The 19,466-nt window shown below is 61.6% G+C and carries 14 protein-coding genes; 12 read left to right on the forward strand and 2 right to left on the reverse strand.

Annotated features, from left to right (window positions below; genetic code table 11):
• Window positions 1-578: enoyl-CoA hydratase-related protein (locus EOA60_RS01050; RefSeq protein WP_128311020.1), on the forward strand; the 578-nt coding region annotated here is incomplete at its 5' end.
• Between the two features lies 1 nt (window position 579).
• Window positions 580-2,115, forward strand: coding sequence for a 3-hydroxyacyl-CoA dehydrogenase (locus tag EOA60_RS01055; RefSeq protein ID WP_280950701.1), 1,536 nt, complete (start codon window positions 580-582; stop codon window positions 2,113-2,115).
• 92 nt (window positions 2,116-2,207) lie between these two features.
• Here the strand turns inward: EOA60_RS01055 and EOA60_RS01060 are convergent, their stop codons facing one another.
• Window positions 2,208-2,822: a Crp/Fnr family transcriptional regulator gene (locus EOA60_RS01060; RefSeq protein WP_164748134.1), complete on the reverse strand. Its 615-nt coding sequence runs from the start codon at window positions 2,820-2,822 to the stop codon at window positions 2,208-2,210.
• Between the two features lie 556 nt (window positions 2,823-3,378).
• Entirely contained in the window at window positions 3,379-3,936 is a 558-nt protein-coding gene (locus EOA60_RS01065; protein WP_127245866.1) for a hypothetical protein, read from the reverse strand.
• A 411-nt stretch (window positions 3,937-4,347) separates the two neighbouring features.
• Between EOA60_RS01065 and EOA60_RS01070 the strand changes: the two genes are divergently transcribed.
• The 10 genes from EOA60_RS01070 to EOA60_RS01115 form a co-directional block, all read left to right on the forward strand.
• Entirely contained in the window at window positions 4,348-6,438 is a 2,091-nt protein-coding gene (locus EOA60_RS01070; protein ID WP_095802268.1) for a polysaccharide biosynthesis tyrosine autokinase, read from the forward strand.
• Between the two features lie 21 nt (window positions 6,439-6,459).
• Window positions 6,460-7,023, forward strand: coding sequence for a transcription termination/antitermination NusG family protein (locus tag EOA60_RS01075; RefSeq protein ID WP_095825009.1), 564 nt, complete (start codon window positions 6,460-6,462; stop codon window positions 7,021-7,023).
• 272 nt (window positions 7,024-7,295) lie between these two features.
• Window positions 7,296-9,044: a hypothetical protein gene (locus tag EOA60_RS01080; RefSeq protein WP_245322401.1), complete on the forward strand. Its 1,749-nt coding sequence runs from the start codon at window positions 7,296-7,298 to the stop codon at window positions 9,042-9,044.
• A 184-nt stretch (window positions 9,045-9,228) separates the two neighbouring features.
• Window positions 9,229-10,449 carry a glycosyltransferase gene (locus tag EOA60_RS01085; protein WP_095825010.1) on the forward strand — a complete coding sequence of 407 codons (1,221 nt, stop codon included), beginning with the start codon at window positions 9,229-9,231 and terminating at the stop codon, window positions 10,447-10,449.
• Between the two features lie 136 nt (window positions 10,450-10,585).
• Entirely contained in the window at window positions 10,586-11,950 is a 1,365-nt protein-coding gene (locus EOA60_RS01090) for a polysaccharide biosynthesis/export family protein (protein WP_245299543.1), read from the forward strand.
• 387 nt (window positions 11,951-12,337) lie between these two features.
• Complete coding sequence (locus EOA60_RS01095; RefSeq protein ID WP_095825039.1) at window positions 12,338-14,161, forward strand: type I secretion system permease/ATPase; 1,824 nt, start codon at window positions 12,338-12,340, stop codon at window positions 14,159-14,161.
• Between the two features lie 27 nt (window positions 14,162-14,188).
• The gene (locus EOA60_RS01100; protein ID WP_095825011.1) at window positions 14,189-15,508 is read left to right on the forward strand and encodes an HlyD family type I secretion periplasmic adaptor subunit; all 1,320 of its coding nucleotides are present in this window, start codon (window positions 14,189-14,191) and stop codon (window positions 15,506-15,508) included.
• A gap of 59 nt (window positions 15,509-15,567) precedes the next feature.
• The gene (locus tag EOA60_RS01105; RefSeq protein ID WP_082954065.1) at window positions 15,568-16,521 is read left to right on the forward strand and encodes a sulfotransferase; all 954 of its coding nucleotides are present in this window, start codon (window positions 15,568-15,570) and stop codon (window positions 16,519-16,521) included.
• A gap of 72 nt (window positions 16,522-16,593) precedes the next feature.
• A complete protein-coding gene (locus tag EOA60_RS01110; RefSeq protein WP_245322402.1) occupies window positions 16,594-18,099 on the forward strand; it encodes a lipopolysaccharide biosynthesis protein in 1,506 nt (501 codons plus the stop codon).
• A 151-nt stretch (window positions 18,100-18,250) separates the two neighbouring features.
• Window positions 18,251-19,466, forward strand: a 1,216-nt coding sequence (locus tag EOA60_RS01115) for a cadherin repeat domain-containing protein (protein WP_245502505.1), incomplete at its 3' end; no start/stop codon positions are given.

Below are 19,466 nucleotides of genomic sequence, written 5' to 3' on the forward strand. Positions count from 1 at the left end.
ACATAAAAGCGTTCGAAAAGCTCGGCTCGGCCGACATGCTTCTGCAGCGCACCCACCGCTACTGGGACGCGATCGCCAGGTGCCCGAAGCCGGTCATTGCCGCGGTCGAAGGCTTCGCGCTGGGCGGCGGGTGCGAGCTTGCCATGCACGCCGACATCATCATCGCCGCACGGACAGCCACTTTTGGTCAGCCTGAAGTCAAGCTCGGCTTGATGCCGGGCGCCGGCGGCACCCAGCGCCTGCTCAGGGCAATCGGCAAATACAAGACGCTGATGCTCCTTCTCACCGGCGACATGTTTTCGGCCGAGGATGCCGAGCGTGCCGGCTTGGTCAGCACCCTGACGGATGAGGGCCAGGCCTTGCAGCATGCGCTGCAAATCGCTGAGAGGATCGGCCGTCTTCCGCCGCTGGCCGTCGAGCAGATCAAGGAGGCGGTCGTCAACGGCGAAGACGCTCCGTTGGAAACCGCCTTGAGGCTGGAACGCAAAGCCTTCCAGCTGCTTTTCGATACCGCGGACAAACAGGAGGGCATTGCCGCCTTCCTTGAGAAGCGCGGACCCTCGTTCAAGGGGCGCTGACTTGGCAGGCGCGGGAGGGGAGCCCACCAGTCGGATCGGGAAAGCCGGTGTCGTAGGCGCCGGGGTGATGGGTTCCGGCATAGCGGAGGTCCTGGCGGCGGCAGGCATCGATGTGATGATGGTCGATGATGCCCCCGGAAAGGCGGCGGCGGCCATCGAGCAAATCGCGTCGCGTCAGCGCGCCAGGGCAGCCGCCGGCAAAGTCAGCTCGGAGGTAGTCGAGAAGCTGCTCGCCCATATCGAACCTGCCGAAACACTTGGGCGACTGGCAGGCGCCGATCTGGTGGTGGAAGCTATTGTCGAACGTCTCGAGCCCAAACGTCAGCTCATCGAGGCGCTGGAGACAATCGTCAGGCCGGACGCCATCATCGCGACCAACACCTCTTCGCTGTCCGTCACGGCGATCGCTTCCGCGGCCAAGCGACCTGAGCGGATTGCCGGCTACCATTTCTTCAATCCCGTGCCCGTGATGAAACTGGTCGAGGTCGTCTCAGGAGCTCACACGGCGCCTGAGGTGGAGCACACGCTGGTCGAGCTTGCGGCCCGCTTCGGCCACCGGCCCGTCGTCGCCAGCGACACGCCCGGCTTTATCGTCAATCACGCCGGCCGCGCCTTCGGCACCGAGGCCCTGGCCATGCTGCGGGAGGGCGTGGCCTCGATCGCCGAGATCGATGCGATCCTGCGCGACGCCGCCGGCTTCAGGATGGGCCCCTTCGAATTGATGGACCTCACCGGGCTCGATGTCTCCCACCCAGTGATGGAGAGTGTCTACAACCAGTTCTATCAGGATCCGCGTTACCGCCCTTCCGTCATCGCGGCGCAGCGTGTGGCTGCGGGCCTGCTCGGGCGCAAGACCGGACGCGGCTTCTATGCCTACGACGGCAGCCGGCAAGCCGTTCCGCCCGCATCGACACAGCCGGCGGAGACCGCCGGGATTCCGGATCGCGTCACCGTTCTGGCCGACAATGACACCGGCGAAATGCAAAAACTGGTCGCGTCGGCCGGCGCCACTGTTTGCGGTCTCCAGGATCAGGCGCTAGGGCGGGACGGCCTCATCCTCGTAGGGTTGGAGGGGCACGATGTCGCCGGCGCCGCGATGCGTCTTGGCCTCTCATCTTCACTATGCGTCGGGTTCGATCCCTATTTCGGCATGGACCGTCACGTCACGCTCGTCGCGTCGGCGGCGACATCCGATACGGCTAGGAGCGCCGCCCTCGCGCTTGCCAAAAGCGCCGGCCGCAAGGCGACCCTGGTGAGCGATAGTTGCGGCGCGGTCTGCCAGCGCGTGGTCGCGATGATCGTCAATATCGGCAGCGAGATCGTCGAGCAAAAGATTGCATCGGCGGCGGATGTGGACGCCGCCGTACGGCTGGGGCTCGGCTATCCCCACGGACCTCTGGAGTGGGGCAACAAGCTCGGCCCTGCCCGCATTCTGCGCATCCTGGATACGATCCATGACCGCACCCGGGATCCTCGCTACCGCGCAAGTCTTTGGCTGCGACGGCGCGCCGAATTGGGGCTTGCGCTGGAAGAATAGGCTGCCGGAAGGAGACGATTTGGCCCTAACGGTTTGGGCAGTTCAGCACTTCCGCGCTCTGAACTGCCCGTGCCAGGCCTGAGCGCCTTGCATCAGCTTGAAATGTAGGACCGATCAAATCCGGCTGTTTTGATCAGTCCCGGAAGATCGTGCAACTCGATGACCCCGTAACGGAATGAGGCCAGGGCGGTCTGTCGCAACGTTTTCAACACGCGACTCACATGCACAGCCGAAAGTCCCAATGCATCGGCCAGTTCGCCCTGGGTCAGCGGGCATTCAAAGCGGGCCGGATAGCTCGTTGCCGATCGATGTGAGCGGCAGGCCAGTTCGAGAAGGAAATGGGCCGTACGCTCAACGGCACCCCTTCTGCTGACGCTTGCCAGGTGTTCCGCAACCCTTGAATATCGATCCGCCTCAGCCCGCAGGATTGCTTCGCAGATGGACTGCGGGTAACGCGCAGAACATGTACGGACGGGGCCGGCCAGCTCGATCGCGATAACGTCCGAGAGGGCCGTCACCGTATCGCCCGCTTTTCCGGCGAACTCGATCACCGCAATTTCGCGAGGAAGCGCAAAATCGACGATGAGACGTGAGCCATTTGGCAATGTCTTCGCAAATGCCGCCCAGCCGGCGATCATAATCAGAATAGAGGATTTGGTGTGGTATTCGCCTGCAATAGTCGCGTTGGCCGCATAGGTGCGGCGCACGGCTCCTGGCAGTACAGAGATTCCCCTTTCCCAGCTTGCGTCAGCAAGCGTGGGTCCTTTCACCAATCCAACCTGCTTCGATAAGTTCATTTCCCCGAATCGCCCAAGCCCATGATCCACCCCCCCGGGTCAACCTGAAGCTGCAACTATCGACTAGGCAAAAAGTTCCATCTGTCACCTCATCCGAATTGCAGCGCAGTCTACCACCTTTTGGTACAACCCTACACCCTTGGTATATTAAAGTCGCTCAGGCAGCACAGCTTTGGCTTGCAGCGCACGATGACTTCGGAACAACAGCTCGTGCCGCACCGATGCCAAGCAGCATGCCGCGGCGTGCCCGCATGCCGTCGAAATGCAGGCCCCACCGCACCGATCCCGCATACTGCGCCCGACAGTATCGTCTGGACCATCGCAAACCCCCGGCGGGAGGCCGGCAGAGTCTCGTCATTACGCGCGACGCTGCGGATGCAGCGAAAAGTTGAACCGCGCTGTCGGTCCGGACAGCTGCCCGAGAACCTGCCGCCGGAACACCCGATCCTTGTCTTCGAACCTTTTGTCAGGGGCTCCCACCCGTCGATGAGGCAAAATCGCGCCCTGCCGATTGCGTTGACGCCGGAGCCGCGGATTCGGGTCGCGGACCGGGCGCTTGCAGCTCTTGCCAAGGCGGCCCTGGGATATATCGCGTCTCGTTCTCTGGATTGTCCGTCGCGCCGACCGCGACGGTTTGCACCATTGCTCCGGCTTCCGGCTTCCGGCGCGAACGCCTGACGCTGTAGGTCTGTCGCCGCTCCTCGGCGACTTCCAGGCCGTCTATTGCCGACGCGACCAATGCGAGGCGGTCCTCGATTTGCTTCATACGCCTCCAGGTGGAAAGCAAGGCCAATGAAACGAGGACGCAATAGGCGAGAAGAGCGGCGACCGCTCCCGCCCAATTCTCGATACCCAACAAAAGCAACATGACAGTGCCGATAATGACGGCAAGGGTCCCGTAGCCCAGCTGCCGGCCCTTAAGAAGAAGCATCAGCGGCAGGGTTGCCGCCAGCAGAAGAATGACCCCGGGACCGTCGAGCACCCAACCTGCAAAACTCGGAACGACTTCGCTATAAGTGTCCATGTCAACCTCAGAACTGCCGAGGCCGGCCGCTTCTCTCATCGTCAGGAGCATCCTTGACGATCGTAGCGTTGTAGTGGACCTCCCTGAAGGGCGAGAGGAAGGTGTCTCGGCGACTTCTTAAAGCTCGGAGAGGCATACGGGGTAGACCAGATCGACCTTTAGCCGAGTTACTACTCAATAATGGTAATGGCGGCGATGTCCGCGAAGCTGATATGTTTCTGCCTTACCGGTGACGCGATCGGTGAGTGGGCGCAGAAGAGCGATTTGGACATGTCGGCGGGACACCAACCCTTACGATTCATGCGTTTGAGAGCGCATAACGGCTAGCTGCCCGACCCATTTTGAAATGAACGCCATTCAGCCGACGCTGAAGGGCTGGGAGTTGTGCTGTCGATCGTGAGGATTCGGGAAATGGCCAGTCCAACTGATAATCCGAGGATGATTCGGGAATTCCTGCCCCTCGACGTCAGGGAAGTCTTCGATTTCTTTCTTCGTCGGTGGAAGCTGGTGTGCGGAATTGCCGTCATCACTTTCACACTGTTTATGGCTGCCGCATATACTCTTCCGACAACATACACCGGCGTCTCTCAGATATTGCTCGACGCTCCGATCGACTATATGACTCCACAGGATTACTCCAATTCCGATTTTTCTGACAATCCAACATTCATTGAAAGTCAGATCGCTGTCTTGAGGTCTGCGTCACTTCTTCAGCAGGTCGTCGACAGCCAAAAGCTGGCGGAAGACCCCAAGATAGGACCGGGAGCATTGATATGGCTCCAGAACGCGCTGGGAGTTTCGCGCGTCGGGCTTGGCAACGTCATTGAGCTTGATGTAGGCGCTTACGATCCGGAAAAAGCGGCATCGCTCGCGAACGCGATTGCCCAGGCCTATGTGGCAGATCGAATAAGGTCCCGTTACGAAGGGGTCCAGAAGGCCTCCTCGTGGCTCAGCGATCGGGCCGCCTATCTGCGAGCGGAGCTCAGCCGCTCGGAGCAAGCTGTCCAGAAGTTTCGGATCGATCACAATCTAGTAGCGACGCAGGCGGGCAGCTTGACTGACCAGCAACTGTCCGAGTTGAACGTCGCCCTAATCAATGCTCGCGCCGAGTTGTCCGAGAAACGTTCGCAATATCAGCAAGTTAGCAAGGTACAGGCTGCCGGAGGCGACATCCAGTCGATTCCGGACGTGCTGCAGTCGGTGGTGATTAACGCGCTCAGGGCTCAGCTCTCCGGAGTGACCCGGCGGGAAGCCGACCTCAAATTGAAGTATGGCGAGCGGCATCCCGAGGTCTTGTCCGCTCAGGCCGAGCGCCGCGACATCGAGGGACAGATCGCCGCCGAAGTCCAGCGCCTGATCGGCAATCTGAAGAACGAGGTCGACGCGGCCGAAGCTCGGGAGGCTTCTCTGGCTCGCGCCCTGGACTCGGTATCCAACCGCTCCGAAATCGAAGGTCAGGTTGGCGTCCAGTTACGCGATCTGGAGAGGATCGCGGCCGCGAACAAGGAACTCTTCGAGACGTTCCTGTCGCGCGCCAAGCTCACCGAGGAGAAATCCACCCTCCTCAACAGCGGCGTGCGTGTAATCACCGATGCCAGCGTTCCTGGCGCTCCGAGCTTCCCAAACAGGCCTCTTTTTGCGGCTTTGGGTGTGGTTTTCGGCATCTTCTTCGGGGGCGCCGGCGCCGTTCTGCGTGAACTCTTCGCTTCCGGCTTCATGGCAAAGAAGCAGATCGAGGAAGAATTGGCCGTTCCGGTTCTTGCGTCGATGCCAAGGATGTCAGGCTGGTCGAAAGACGTCCATGCTCAGCCTGTGGCCTATCTCGAGCGCAAACCGCTCTCCAGGTACAGCGAAGCGGTGCGGCGGCTTCGCCTCGGTATCCAGGCCACGCCGGAACTGGACCGTTCGCCGCGCCTGGTGCTCGTGACATCGGCGATGCCCGGCGAAGGCAAGACAACGCTGGCATTGAGCCTGGCTTGCTCGGCGGCTGCCGACGGCGAACGGGTTCTGGTCATCGACGCGGACTTGCGCCTCTCGGCCGCCACGGCCTTCTTCGGCATGGCTGACAAGGTCGGATTGGTCGATCTCCTGACCTTGCCGGTGAAGGCCGCAAACGCGATCCATCTGGACGAACGCTCGGGCATATCCATGCTGCCCGCAGGAGCAAGAACCCGCAACCCGCCTGCCCTTCTTGCTTCGGCGCGAATGCGCTCGCTGCTTGAAGAAGTTCGGGGAAAATTCGACACGGTGATCATTGACGCACCACCCGTCGGACCCGCGGCCGATGCCTCGATCCTGGCCAGGCATGTCGACAAGGTCGTCTTCGTCGTGAGGTGGCGGGAAACCTCGCGCGAAGCCGTTGCCGAAGGAATTCGACATCTTGGCGATCGGTCCAAGCTTGCGGGCATTGCCCTGACGATGGTGGACGAACCAAAGCTGCCCAGATACGGCCGTTACACGTCGCTCGAAAGCAGTGTCTCGGACAGTTACTACCTCAATTAGGGAAAGACACAGTATTGCGTCATGCTGCACACTAACTCCTGCAACAACGGTTTTCCTGACTCGGCGGACAAAAGTCACGGCGGCGAAGCTGCGCGCTGGTGCGTGGTCCAGACGCACCAGCATTCCGAGAGCCTTGCCGAGCGGCACCTGCTATCGCAGAACTTCCGGACCTATCTGCCCAAGCGCAGGCGAACCGTCCGGCACGCCCGCAGGGTCAGGACCGTCTCCAGCGCGTATTTCGACTGCTATCTGTTCGTCTCCCTGGCTGTCCATCAGCAGAGTTGGTACCCGATCAACTCGACCGTGGGCGTCCGAAAGCTCGTCATGAGCAAGGGCATGCCGGTACCGGCGCCTTATGGGGTGGTTGAATCCTTGATATCGGCAACCGATGAGGACGGGATTTTGCACCCGGACATCCTGTTGAGGCCGGGCCAGAAAATCAGGATCATAGACGGGCCATTTTCGGACCAGCTCGGGATTCTTGATCATGTCGGAAGCGCCGGAGCGGTCAGAATCCTTCTCGACATCATGAACCGGTCTACTCCTATCACTATTGATCGGGACAAGTTGTCGATAGTGTCTTGAAACTACCCGGTGAGTTTTTACTCACCGCTTTCGTTACACAGATGCCGAAATACTCGGCAGGGAGTGATGAGTTGGCACCCAATTCACCCTCGGTGCGGTAGCCTGCGAAGGTGATGTCAGAACCTGCGGGCCGGCACTGAGACGATTGGTCGTTCGACATCCCAGGAACACCAGCCCACCGAGGGGCTTGGACTTACCGCACGCCAGTTCCACGACGTTTCCGGCGACGACGAGCGGGTGACGCTCGCCCGCGACCAATCACGAGAAATCTCTTGCAAACACCACGCAAGTCCAAATCGGCAGCCTTCCCTCCGGCCGCGGCCGGAGACCTTCGGGATCGTCTGCAGCCGCAGCAGTATCGACGCTGGGCTACGGAGGCCAAGGCGGAGATCGTGGCGGAAACGTTGGCGCCGGGAGCGAATGTTTCAGCGTCGGCGAAGACTGTTGGCGCGGGCGCATTGGGCAGCCACTCAGGTGCAGCGCCGTATCAAACTGACGGAGACACTCCTTTCAGGCCGATCGAAACGGCGCCGGCACTGCCGATTGCCAGCGAACTGTTTCGAGCACTCAATGAAGCTGGCGTGAGGTACGGAATTATTCAGGATCTCGCGTCCGTGCACGACGGATTTGCCGGCCGGGATGATCTGGATGTCCTTTTGGACAAGCATGACTACCCGCTCTTCTGCTCTATCGTCTGTCAATTGCACGGCCGGCGCGGCGTGAGCCTCTCCTGCTACGATAATGTCTGTGCCGGCAGAGAAGACTGGTTCCTGCCTGACTTCACGCATGGCCGCTATCTCCATCTCGACATGCATATCGGTGCCCGCGTCGGCCGGGAATTTCGCAAGCGCTATCCGGCTTTCGATTATGCGGCGATCACGCGATGGGAGGCGATTTGCGTCGACGGAGTATCGGTTCCGGTGGTCTCTCCCGAAGACGAGCTTCGAATAGCGATTGCCCGCTTCGCCTTCCGCGCCTCGGCGCTTCCATGGAGGCAATGGATCACCCTCGACGAGGGTTGGAAGCAGCACTTTGCGCGCCTGCCGTCCACGTCGGACGAGCACGGCTTGCAGGTCGTCGACTGCACGTTTGACGGCGCAAGAACGGTGCGCTGCAGGTTCCTGCAAAGCGCCGACGGCTTGACCGCCCACCGCGGAGATCTGGCTAGGCTGCGGCGTTCGATCCGCGAAATGTGTGGCTATACGGGACGCCCCGCTATCGCCGATGCGGCGGTCCATCTGGTGCGCAAGACCTGCTATCTCGCCCTGAGATCCCTCCACCGCTTGATGCCGGGGCGCTTTCCACCGAAGAGACGGCCCGCAGCTGGTGGATTCGTGGTGGCCTTGATAGGTCCCGATGGCATGGGCAAGAGCACTCAGGCTACCTGGCTGAGGCAGATATTCGGGTGGAAATTCGGATGTGCCCAAGTCTATGTCGGAACTGGCGATGGCAATGGATGGCGGCTTCGCAAGGCACTGCAGGCCGTCGTCTCTCCCCATAGACGGCGCCTCAAGTCCCTGGCCCAGAACGATGGCAACGATTCCTCCGGCCGGGCTTGGTCGAAGGGAGGATTTGTCGCTGCCGCGTTGGCGTTTTGGGCGGTTTTGATCGCGTTTGAGCGATACGCTGTAGTGAAACGCGCACATCGATGGTCGACGCGCGGCATGATCGTCATTTGCGACCGGTGGCCGCAGGCGCTCGGCAGGGGATATCTGGACGGGCCGACCATTCCCGCTCGCCTGTTCTCCGTCCCAGGCCTGTCAGTTCTCGCCCGGCTTGAGCAGCGACTCTACGAGAAGATGGCGGAACGCCGCCCACACCTCGTTTTGCACCTCGTTTCAGACTTTGCGGTCTCCGAACAGCGAAAGCCCGGGGACATCAGGAAAGAAGCGTTCGACGCGCGGCTATCGCTGATGGCGGAACTGCGGGCGAAGGACAAGGATATCCGGACCGTTGACGCTAGCGCCGGCATAGAGGCCGTCGGCCAAGAGTTGTTCAGGCATATCTGGCGGTCTCTCTGAGAGGCAAATCGGGCGGTCCAACCGTCCCGCATCATCCCCGACGTGCAGCTTTTACGCGATCGCACCGAACCACAGGCGAGCCCGGCCCGTGCCCCGAAAGCCGCGGAAGGCGCCCGGCGATACTCCCGCTCGATCCCCTCGATCTCCCGCCGCTTCGGATTTCATGTCCCTGAGGAACAAGCAAATGAAGATCGTCCATGTGATCACCAGACTGCTTCGAGCCGGCTCCGAGGAGAACACGTTGGCTTGCTGTCTCGCTCAGGCGCGGCACGGCCATGAAGTGCTGTTGGTTCATGGCGCGGAATACGACCCGAGGTTACGGGCATCCCTTGCCGGAGCCCTTCGACTGGTGACGCTGGAAAAACTCATCAATCCGATCTCGCCGTCCCGCGACGTTTCCGCCTTCAGGCAACTCACCCGCCTTATGCGTGATTGGCGGCCCGACATCGTGCACACCCATCAAAGCAAAGCCGGCATTGTCGGCCGCCTCGCCGCCAAGGAAGCCAATATCCCCGGCATCATACATGGCGTCCACATCTTGCCTTTCGTGCATGTCGGCCGCGGGCAGAGGCTGGTGTTCCTGGCCGCCGAACGCCTGGCCGCGAAGTTCACGCGCGCTTTCATCGATGTCAGTCAGGCTATGCGCGACATCTGCATCGCCAATCATCTGGGCAGCCCCGATCAGCACCATGTCGTCCATTCCGGCTTCGATCTGGCACGCTTCGCGAACGCGCGATGGCCGCAAGATCCGCATCTGCTCCTGGGGACGGCTGCCGGGGAGCCAAAGCCGCCGGTGGTTCTGATGTTGGCCGCGCTGGAACCGAGAAAACGCCACGTCGAGTTCATTGAGGCATTCGGCAAAGTCGTTGACCGAGTTCCAAACGTGCGACTGCTCCTCGCCGGTGACGGACCGGCGCGTTCGGACGTTGAATCGGCGATTGAACGATCCCGGTTCGCAAACAACATTCGCATGATCGGCTACCATAGCGAGCCCGAACGACTGATCAGCCTGGCGGACGTGTGCGTACTGACCTCGATGCGAGAGGGATTGCCTCGCGTCATGATGCAGTATTTGGCCGGCGGTCGAGCCAGCGTGGTCTCGCATTTGCCCGGCGTGGAAGAGGTTGTCCGCCATGGCGTGAACGGAATTGTGACCCCGGCCGAGGATGTGGGCGCCGCGGCGGCGGCTGTCGCCGGTCTTCTGGAGAACCAGCAGCACCGCACTCAACTGGCCGACGGCGCGAAACGCACCGACCTGTCGTCCTGGGGGCTGGACGCCATGTGCGAAAGCGTCGAGCAGATTTATCAATCCGTGCTGGAGCCCGCCCCTTCGGCCGCGAGGCCAAACGAGGCAAGAATTCGCGACCGCCTCGCCGGGCAAACCTTCGGGCTGCACGGATTTTGATCAGCCTTTGCTGCTCCGATGGAGTTCGCAATGCAGGCTTACTTCTCGAACCATAGGAAGAACCTCCTGTCACGCGCCCGCCGGCGAATGTCGGCGGGTCTCGATGGCAGCAGGCTAGACAACCGGAGTACCGACGATGCGTATGCGTGTTGACCAGCAATTTCCTTCCAAGCCTCTGCGCATGAAGGACTGGTGCCGACGGCTAATTTCCAACTTCGAACCCGCGGTCGGCAGCATGCTCGCAATGATCGGTGGGCTTGCCGTTGCCATTGTACTGCTCACCGCAAGTGCCTCCCGCGCGGATGGATACACCTTCGACACCGGTGACATCCTGCGTGTGTCCGTGATCGGCGAACAATCCTATCCGCTGGAGGTCGTGGTCGATGATCGGGGCTCGATCTCACTGCCAATGTTGGGTGATATCAAAGCGCGCGGCCTGACCACCGTTGCCCTCTCGCAAGCCATCCAGCAAGCATTTCAGCAGCAGAAGCTGATCCTCCAGCCGTTCGTGAAAGTGGAGATCGGACAATACCGGCCATTTTTTATCTCCGGAACGGTGGCCCACCCTGGATCCTATCCGTTTCAACCCGGAATAACGGTTCGCCATGCACTCGCCATAGCAGGCGGGTTTCGCGCCAGCGCTGTGGGCAACACGGAGCCGGCCCTGGAAATAGCTGATCTGCGAAGCGCGCGCTCAAACCTGGCGCTTGAAGAATATCGACTGAAGGTCCGTCTTGCCCGGCTTCAGGCGGAAAGTCGACTGGAAAAGTCCTTCGTCGCTCCTCCCGATTCGCCCGTCGAGTTTGGCGGGCAATTGATTGACGGCATCATCGCGTCCGAACAGCAGCAGCTGGACGCCCGCCTTGCCGCGTATCGGGATGACGTTTCCTACCTGGAGGCCTCGCTGGATCGGGCGAAGAAGGAAGCGGCCATGCTAGCCGCGGCCAGAGAAGAACGTGAAAAGACCGCGAACATCCAACTGCAAGAACTGCAGTCTGCCCGGTCTCTGCGGGAAAAGGGTTTGATAACGAACTCGAATGTGTTGACGGCGGAACGAGCACATACCAGCTATCGGGCTGAACTGGCGCAGACGGAATTGCAGCAGGAACAGGCGCAGCAGGCGATGCTGAACGCTGAAAGCGAGCTGCGAAAGAAGCACCAAAGTCACGAAATGGAATTGATCGGCCAGACCCAGGACGCGCAAGTTGAGCTCGGAAAAATCCAAAGTCAAATCAGATACGTGGCCGACAAGCTTCTCTTTATCTTCACTTACGGCGAACAGAGAACCTTCGACGACCTGCAGGGCTCGGTGAGGATTTCCATCTTCAGGCGCGACCAGAAGATCGCCCACGACATCGTCGCCGATCAAAACACGGAAGTGAGAGCCGGCGACGTCATCGAGGTTTCCGTCGTGGCCAACAAGGGGTTCTACGCTCCGGACTCTGGTATCTCTCCCAAAGTGCAAAATCCGGCCGTCCAGCGCAGCATGGTCGGCCAATAGAGCAGCAGATATCTTCGGAATTTTGACGTGATCTTTGGCACAGCATTGACGGCCTTTGGAGCGCGTCCCCGCCGGGCGAATTTCCATGCCAAGACGAAGCAGCGGCCGCCAAAGCGCCCCCGCACAACTGCGCGCCGCAAGAAGTCGAGCAAGGCCCCGCGCCGCCGCCTCATCGTCCGACTTCCCGCTGCAATCCTGCTCCTCCTCGCCGCCGCGCTTGCGGGTGCGGAGTTTCTGCCACGCTTTGTTGATCTCGCCAGGGTTTCGCAGACGCGACCCTGGACGGACCTCGTGGCTGGCTGGCGCTATTTTTACGACCTGCAGGCCCTGCTGGCCGGTCCGGGCGCCCTCCAGGTTTTCGTGGCGGTCGTGGCCCTTGGTCTCCTCATGGCAGCCGTCCGCAGCGCAAGGCGGAGACGAAGAAGCGACTTGCCCGGCGCATTCGCGAACGCCGGCGCCCCGTCCTCGACCAAGGAACCGGCGCCCGGCTCCGAACTGGCCAGTGCGTTGCGCTCCTGCAAGGCAGCCTTCGCGGGCGTTGCAGTTTTCAGCGGCGTGAGCAACATCCTCATGCTGACCGGCGCAATGTTCATGTTGGAGGTCTACGACAGGGTGCTGCCGAGCCGCAGCGTCCCCACTCTGATCGCCATGGCAATACTGGCCGGCGTTCTGTTTGCCGGGCAGGCGGTCATCGACCTCGTGCGCGCCCGCATCATGAACCGGATCGGTGCTGAGTTGGACGAAGCGGTTGGGGGACGCGTATTCACCGCCGTTTCGAAATTGCCCCTGTACATCGGCCAGCAGGGAGATGGATTGCAGCCGCAACGCGATCTCGACAACATCCGTACTTTTCTGTCGAGTGCCGGGCCTGGCACCCTGTTCGATCTTCCCTGGCTGCCCTTCTATCTGGCGATCATCTGGAGCCTTCATCCGACCCTCGGGACAACCGCCGCTTGCGGCGCGTTGGTGCTGGTGACGCTGACGGTCGCCACGGAGATCCTCACACGCAGACCGATGGGCGCCGCGGTTCTAAGCAGCGTGAGGCGCAACAGCTTGGCCGAGGCCAGCCGGCGCAACGCGGAGGTGCTTCAGGCGATGGGCATGGGCAGGCGCCTGCACGACCACTGGCGCGAAGCGAGCCGCGAGCATCTTGCGCTGCAACAGCGTGTCAGCGACATCGTTGGCGGTTTCGGCAGTTTCGCTCGTGCGTTGCGACTGATGCTTCAGTCGGCGATGCTGGGTGTGGGCGCCTGGCTTGTGATCGAGGGCGAGGCGACCTCCGGGATCATCATCGCCGGCTCCATCCTTGTAGGCCGTGCGCTGGCGCCCGTCGATCTTGCCATCGCCCATTGGCGCAACTTCGTCGGGGCGCGACAGAGCTGGAGCAGGCTGAGCAAATTGCTCGCCCGGTTGCCGCAGGACGCTCAACCGATGGCGCTTCCGGTGCCCGGGTCGAAGTTGACTGTGGAGCGCATCGCGATCGGTGCGCCGGGCGCGCAACGCATCATCGTGCAAGGTGTGGAATTCAGCCTGGATGCCGGCTCGGTGCTAGGCATCATAGGACCAAGCGGTTCCGGCAAATCGAGTCTGGTTCGCGGGCTGGTCGGCGCATGGCGACCGCTGGCGGGCCGTATCAAGCTGGACGGCGCCGCTCTCGACCAGTGGTCGTCGGAGCGGCTGGGCCGCTACATAGGCTACCTTCCGCAAGACGTCGAACTGTTCGCGGGAACGGTTGCCGACAATATCGCGCGCTTCGATCCCGGGCCGGACCCGCAGGCCATTGTCGCAGCCGCCCGCGCCGCGGGCGTCCACGAGCTCATCATCGGTCTCCCCAATGGCTACGAGACGCAGATCGGAGAGGGCGGAACCGCGCTTTCAGCCGGCCAGCGTCAGCGCATTGCGCTGGCGCGCGCGCTGTATGGCGATCCGTTCCTGGTGGTCCTCGACGAACCCAACTCCAATCTCGATGCCGAAGGTGAAATGGCACTTGCCGCTGCCATCCTCGCAATCAAGGCCCGCGGCGGCATCTTAGCGATTGTGGCGCATCGGCCGAACATTCTCAGCACAGTGGATTTCCTGCTCGTGATGAAAGAAGGCCAGACGCAGATGTTCGGCACCAGGGAAAGCGTTCTGTCGACACTCTTGCCCGCGCCACAGACCGTGACCGCAGGCCTGCAGCCGGTTTTCAAGCTCACCCCGACACCGCGTTGATGGCTGACCCGGAATGGAAATGGGGAAATGACAGCTGCCCTTTCGAACGTGTCGCTTTTGAACCGACGGTCGATCCGTCGCAATCTCCTGGGTGGCACGACCATCGTCGCATTGCTCGTCGGCGGAATGGGAGTCTGGGCCGGGACGGTGGATATTTCGGGAGCGGTGATTTCGCACGGCACGGTGGTCGTCGACAGCAGCGAAAAGAAGGTTCAACACCCGACCGGCGGTGTGGTCGGCAAGATTTTTGTGCGCGACGGCGACCGCGTCAGGGCCGGAGACGTTCTGGTCCAGCTCAGCGACACCGTTCCGCGTGCCAGCCTGGCCTACGTGACGAAGAACCTGGATGAGCTCTATGCGCGAAAATCCCGGCTCGAGGCCGAGCGTGACGGCAGCGAGCGCATCACGCTTGCTCCGATGCTTGTCGCGAGAATGAACGACCCTGAGATAGCTGCCACGGTGGCGAGCGAACAGCGGCTGTTCGAGCTTCGTCGAACCGAGGTGTCTGGCAACAAGGCGCGCCTGCGCGAACGCATCGAGCAGTTCGGGAAGCAGATCGAAGGCTATTCGGCGCAGGAATCGGCAAAGACGAAGGAGATCAAGCTGATCAACGACGAGCTCGTCGACATACGCAGTCTTGTCGAAATGAAACTCACCCTCAAATCGAAGCTGACCGAATATGAACGTGAGGCAACGCGCATCGAGGGTGAGCGGGCGCAACTTGTGTCGAGCATTGCGCAGGCAAAGGGAGCGATCGCCGAAATCGAGCTGCAGATCCTGCAGCTGGACAAGGAGTTTTCCAGCGAGACCGGGAGCGATCTGCGCGATGTCGAGGCCAAGATCGCCGAGTTCGAGGAGCGCAAGGTCGCCGCCGAGGACCAGCTGTCGCGCATTGATATTCGCGCCCCCGCCAGCGGCACGGTCCATCAATCCGCAGTCCATACCGTTGGCGGCGTGATTGGCGCGGGGGATCCGATCATGCTGATCGTGCCCGACACCGATGCTCTCGCGGTCGAGGTAAAGGCCGCACCCCAGGACATCGATCAGCTCTCGATCGGTCAGCGCGCGCTTCTTCGCTTCACGGCTTTCAACGTCCACACCACGCCCGAAACGGAAGGTATGGTCTCCATGATCGCGGCAGACGTGACGCGCGATCAGCATACCAACGAAATCTACTACACGGTGCGCATCACCCCCGACCCCCACGAGCTGAAGAAGCTTGGAGCGCTCTCGCTGGCGCCCGGCATGCCGGTGGAAGCGTTCATACGGACTGGCGACCGCAAGGTGCTCTCATACCTGATGAAGCCTTTGACGGACCAGATGATGCGTGCGTTCAGAGACCAGTAGCAGCGCGTTGTCGTGCGCATCCGTGCATCCTGGTTGACCTTTAGCGATAGGGGCTTGTCATGACGACAGCAGAGTTGAAACCTCCGATTTTTCTGATTGGCAACTACCGGTCGGGCACCACCATCACGCAGAAATTGATCGGGCTGCACCCGGATGTCGTCACCTGGTACGAGCCAAAAACATTGTGGCTCTATGCCGATCCGGCGCGCCGGCATGACGAATTTGTCAAAGCCGATGCCAGCGAGAAGGTCGTGCGCTACATTCGCAACCGGTTCCTCGACTATCAGCTGCGGAACGGCAACCGGCAAATCATGGAAAATACGCCCGCCAACGTCTTGCGCGTGCCATTTATCCACCAGATATTCCCAGAAGCTATATTTCTATATATTACAAGGAATCCGTTTTCCTATATAAGCTCCATGGAACTTAAGTGGCAGCGCGCAAAAAGTTTCAAAGGTCTTCTGCGACTATTGAAAGAAACGCCGGCCACACAAGTCCATTACTACGTGGGAGACGTCGTAAAGCAGATAGTCGCCAAGAGGATATTACACAGAAAATACACGTCGATCTACGGACCGCGCTACAAGGGAATAGATCGGGATTTGCAGGAGCATCAAAAATTGACAGTGATCGCGCGCCAGTGGGCGCGCGGCAATCGAATGGCCCGAGAGGATCTCGCCAGGCTGGGCGAAGGCCGCGTGCTGTCGTTTCGCTATGAGGATCTGATACAGGATCCCGAGTTGGTCTTGCGCCGTATCTATGAACATTGCGGGCTGCATTGCTCTGACGACATCCTTCGCGTGGCGAAGGAGATGATCGATCCCGGCCGCCAGCAGAAGTGGCTGCGCCTGGATGCGAACGAACTGGCGGCGATCATCCCCGAGGTGCGGGATGAGATGGGATTCTACCGCTACGAGATCCCCCCGTCCCTTCTCGTCGGGCATGGCTCGCGGCCCACGCGGGCGCCGTTGGCGTTTCAGCATGGCCATCCGAATATCCCCTCCCCCCGCTGAGCGGTTCCGGGGAGATGCATGGCCGCCCTTCTTTGGTCGGTCGAGTAAGCAAGGCGGCATGTGGAGATTGGCGTGAGCGACATCCGGCGCGGGCTGGCAAAACGCAGTGTCGTAGGCATGTTCTGGACGGGCCTGTCCATGGGCGCCTTGGCGGTTGCCGAGCTTGTCGCCCTCGTCCTCCTGGCCCGGTTGCTCTCGCCCAACGAGTTCGGTCTCTACTCCGCGGCACTGATCGTCATCAAGTTTTCGGCCATCTTCCAGGGCCTCGGCATCACGCCTGCGATCGTGCAGCGACCTGTACTGGAGGAGCGGCATCTCCGGGTCGGATATACCCTGTCGCTCTTCCTTGGGCTTACCGTAACCGCTCTGGTATGGGCGTTGGCACCCGCTATTGCCGGTCTTCTTCGCCTGCCCGAGCTCACTCCGATCGTGCGTGCGGTCTGCTTCATCTTTCTTTTCCAAGGAGCCTCCATGGTGGCGCTGGCCTCGGCCCAGCGTGCCTTGCGGTTCCGTTGGCTCGCGCTTGTCGACGCGGTCGCTTTCGCCATCGGCTACGTGGTCGTCGGTCCAGTGCTGGCTTGGCTCGGCTTCGGTATCTGGGCACTTGTCGCAGCGATCCTGGTCCAGCAGTTGGTCCGCACGATCGTGCTGCTCGTCGGCCAGCGGCACCCGATGCGGCCGTTGCTCGAGCGGAGCGCGATTTTCGAACTGCTCTATTTTGGCGGCGGCTTCACCATTGCGCGGGTCTGCAACTACCTTGCCACTCAGGTGGACAGGCTTGTCGTGGGCCGCTATCTCGGCGCCGATGCGCTCGGTGTCTACGGTTTGTCGTCCCAACTCATGACCACTCCGGCGGTGATCGTCGGCCAGGTTCTCGATCGCGTGCTGTTCCCCACCATGGCGCTGGTCCAGGAAGAGCCCGTCAGGCTTGCGCGCGCTTATCGCAGCGCGGTCGCCGGTTGCAGCCTGCTTGTCCTGCCGGCCAGCGTGGTGGTGGCGATCGTCGCACCCGAATTGGTTCGGGTCATTCTCGGACGGGGCTGGGAGGGCGTGGTCGGCCCCCTCCAGATCCTGGCGTTCAGCATGCTGTTCCGCACGAGCTACAAGCTTAGCGATTCCGTCTCGCGGGCAACCGGAACGGTTTACGCCCGGGCCTGGCGCCAGGCTGTTTTCACCGTCGGTGTCTGCATCGGAGCCTTCATAGGGCAATTCTGGGGCGTGGAAGGGGTGGCGTTCGGTGTCGGCCTGGCATTCGGGGCCAATTTCTTTCTCATGGCGCAGCTGAGTCTCCGCGTGACCGGGATGACGTGGGCGAATTTCTTCCTTGCGCACCTGCCTGGCGTCGCGCTCGCCGGCGTTGTCGGAACCGGTATCTGGGCGTTCGTGGACTGGCTTCGCGCCCTCCATCTATCGCCTCTTCCGCTGCTCATCGATACGGCATTGCTGGCCTCTGTGGGGGGCTTGCTGTTGTGCTGGCTCCTGCCGTCGCTGTTCCTTGGGCGGGAAGGCCTGTCACTGTTGCGCCTGCTCGCGGCAGTCGTGCCCGCATGGCCAAGACTGAGGCAGGCAACAGACTGATCAGCGGCGGAACTCGAGGTCAGTTCCCAGGATCACCTTCTTCACGCGCAACGACGCCATCGCCTTGCTCGATCATGGGCTCAGCCTGACGCCCGATCGGGCACCGGGAGATTCCGTCGTTGCGGAGGAAATTTACGAGAGGAGACCGACTATGGCTGAACTATTCGAAGCGCGGCTGGCGGCCGCGGGCGATGATGTCGAGGAGAAAGGTTCCGGCTCGATTTCGACCAATGTCGACGATCTGGAACTGGGCTTTGCCAGCACGACCCGCCAGACGGTCGGCCTCCGCTTCACCGGCGTCGATATCCCGCAAGGCGCGATCATCACCAGCGCCTACATCCAGTTCCAGGCCAATGAGGTGAAGACCGGCGCGACCTCGCTGCTGATCAAGGGCCAGGACACCGACGACGCAAGCGCCTTCACCAGCACCAGCTTCAATGTATCGTCACGGGCAACGACCGACGCGTCGGCGACTTGGACGCCGGCCCCGTGGACCACGGTGGGCGAGCAGGCCCTGGCCGAGCGCACGCCCGACCTCACGGCTATCGTCCAGGAGATCGTCAGCCGCTCGGGCTGGGCGGCGGTCAACGATATGGCGTTCCTGATCACAGGCACCGGCACGCGCACAGCCGATTCCTACGAGTACAATCCGACCAGCGCGCCGCTGCTGCACATCGAATATGTCTTGCCCGGATCCGGAAGTCCGGTGGCCTTCAACACGCCTGCCGATGCCGATCCCACTGCCAACCAGATCGCCGAGCTCGCCGCGGCGGGAGCGCCGACCGGGATCACCGCTTCGGCCACGGATCCCGACGCCGGCGCGACCGTCACCTACAGCCTCAACGACTCGCGTTTCGACATCAATGCCAATACCGGCGTCATCACGCGCTCGGGCACAGGCACGCTCGACTTCGAAACCCAGTCGTCCATCAATCCGACGGTGACGGCAATCTCTTCCGACGGCAGCACCGCCACCACGAGCTTCACCCTCGATGTCCTCGACAGCCCGGAGCCGATCGCGTTCAACACGCCGCCGGATGCCAACACCGCGGCCAACCAGATCGGCCAGAACGCTGCCGCCGGCACCGCCGTCGGCATCACCGCTTCGGCCACGGATCCCGATGCCGGCTCGACGGTCGCCTACACGATCGACGACACGCGGTTTGCCATCAGTTCCAGCACCGGCGTCATCACGCGATCAGGTACCGGCACGCTCAACGCCCAGTCCGAGCCGTCTGTCAACCTCACCGTCACCGCCACCCCGTCGGACGGGAGCGTCGTCACGCACCCCTTCACCGTCGCCGTCACGGCCGGCCAACAGCCTGTGGCCTTCAACACTCCGCCCGACTCCAACCCCGGTGCCAACC

The organism is Mesorhizobium sp. M1A.F.Ca.IN.020.06.1.1, assembly GCF_004023265.1.
GTDB lineage: Bacteria > Pseudomonadota > Alphaproteobacteria > Rhizobiales > Rhizobiaceae > Mesorhizobium.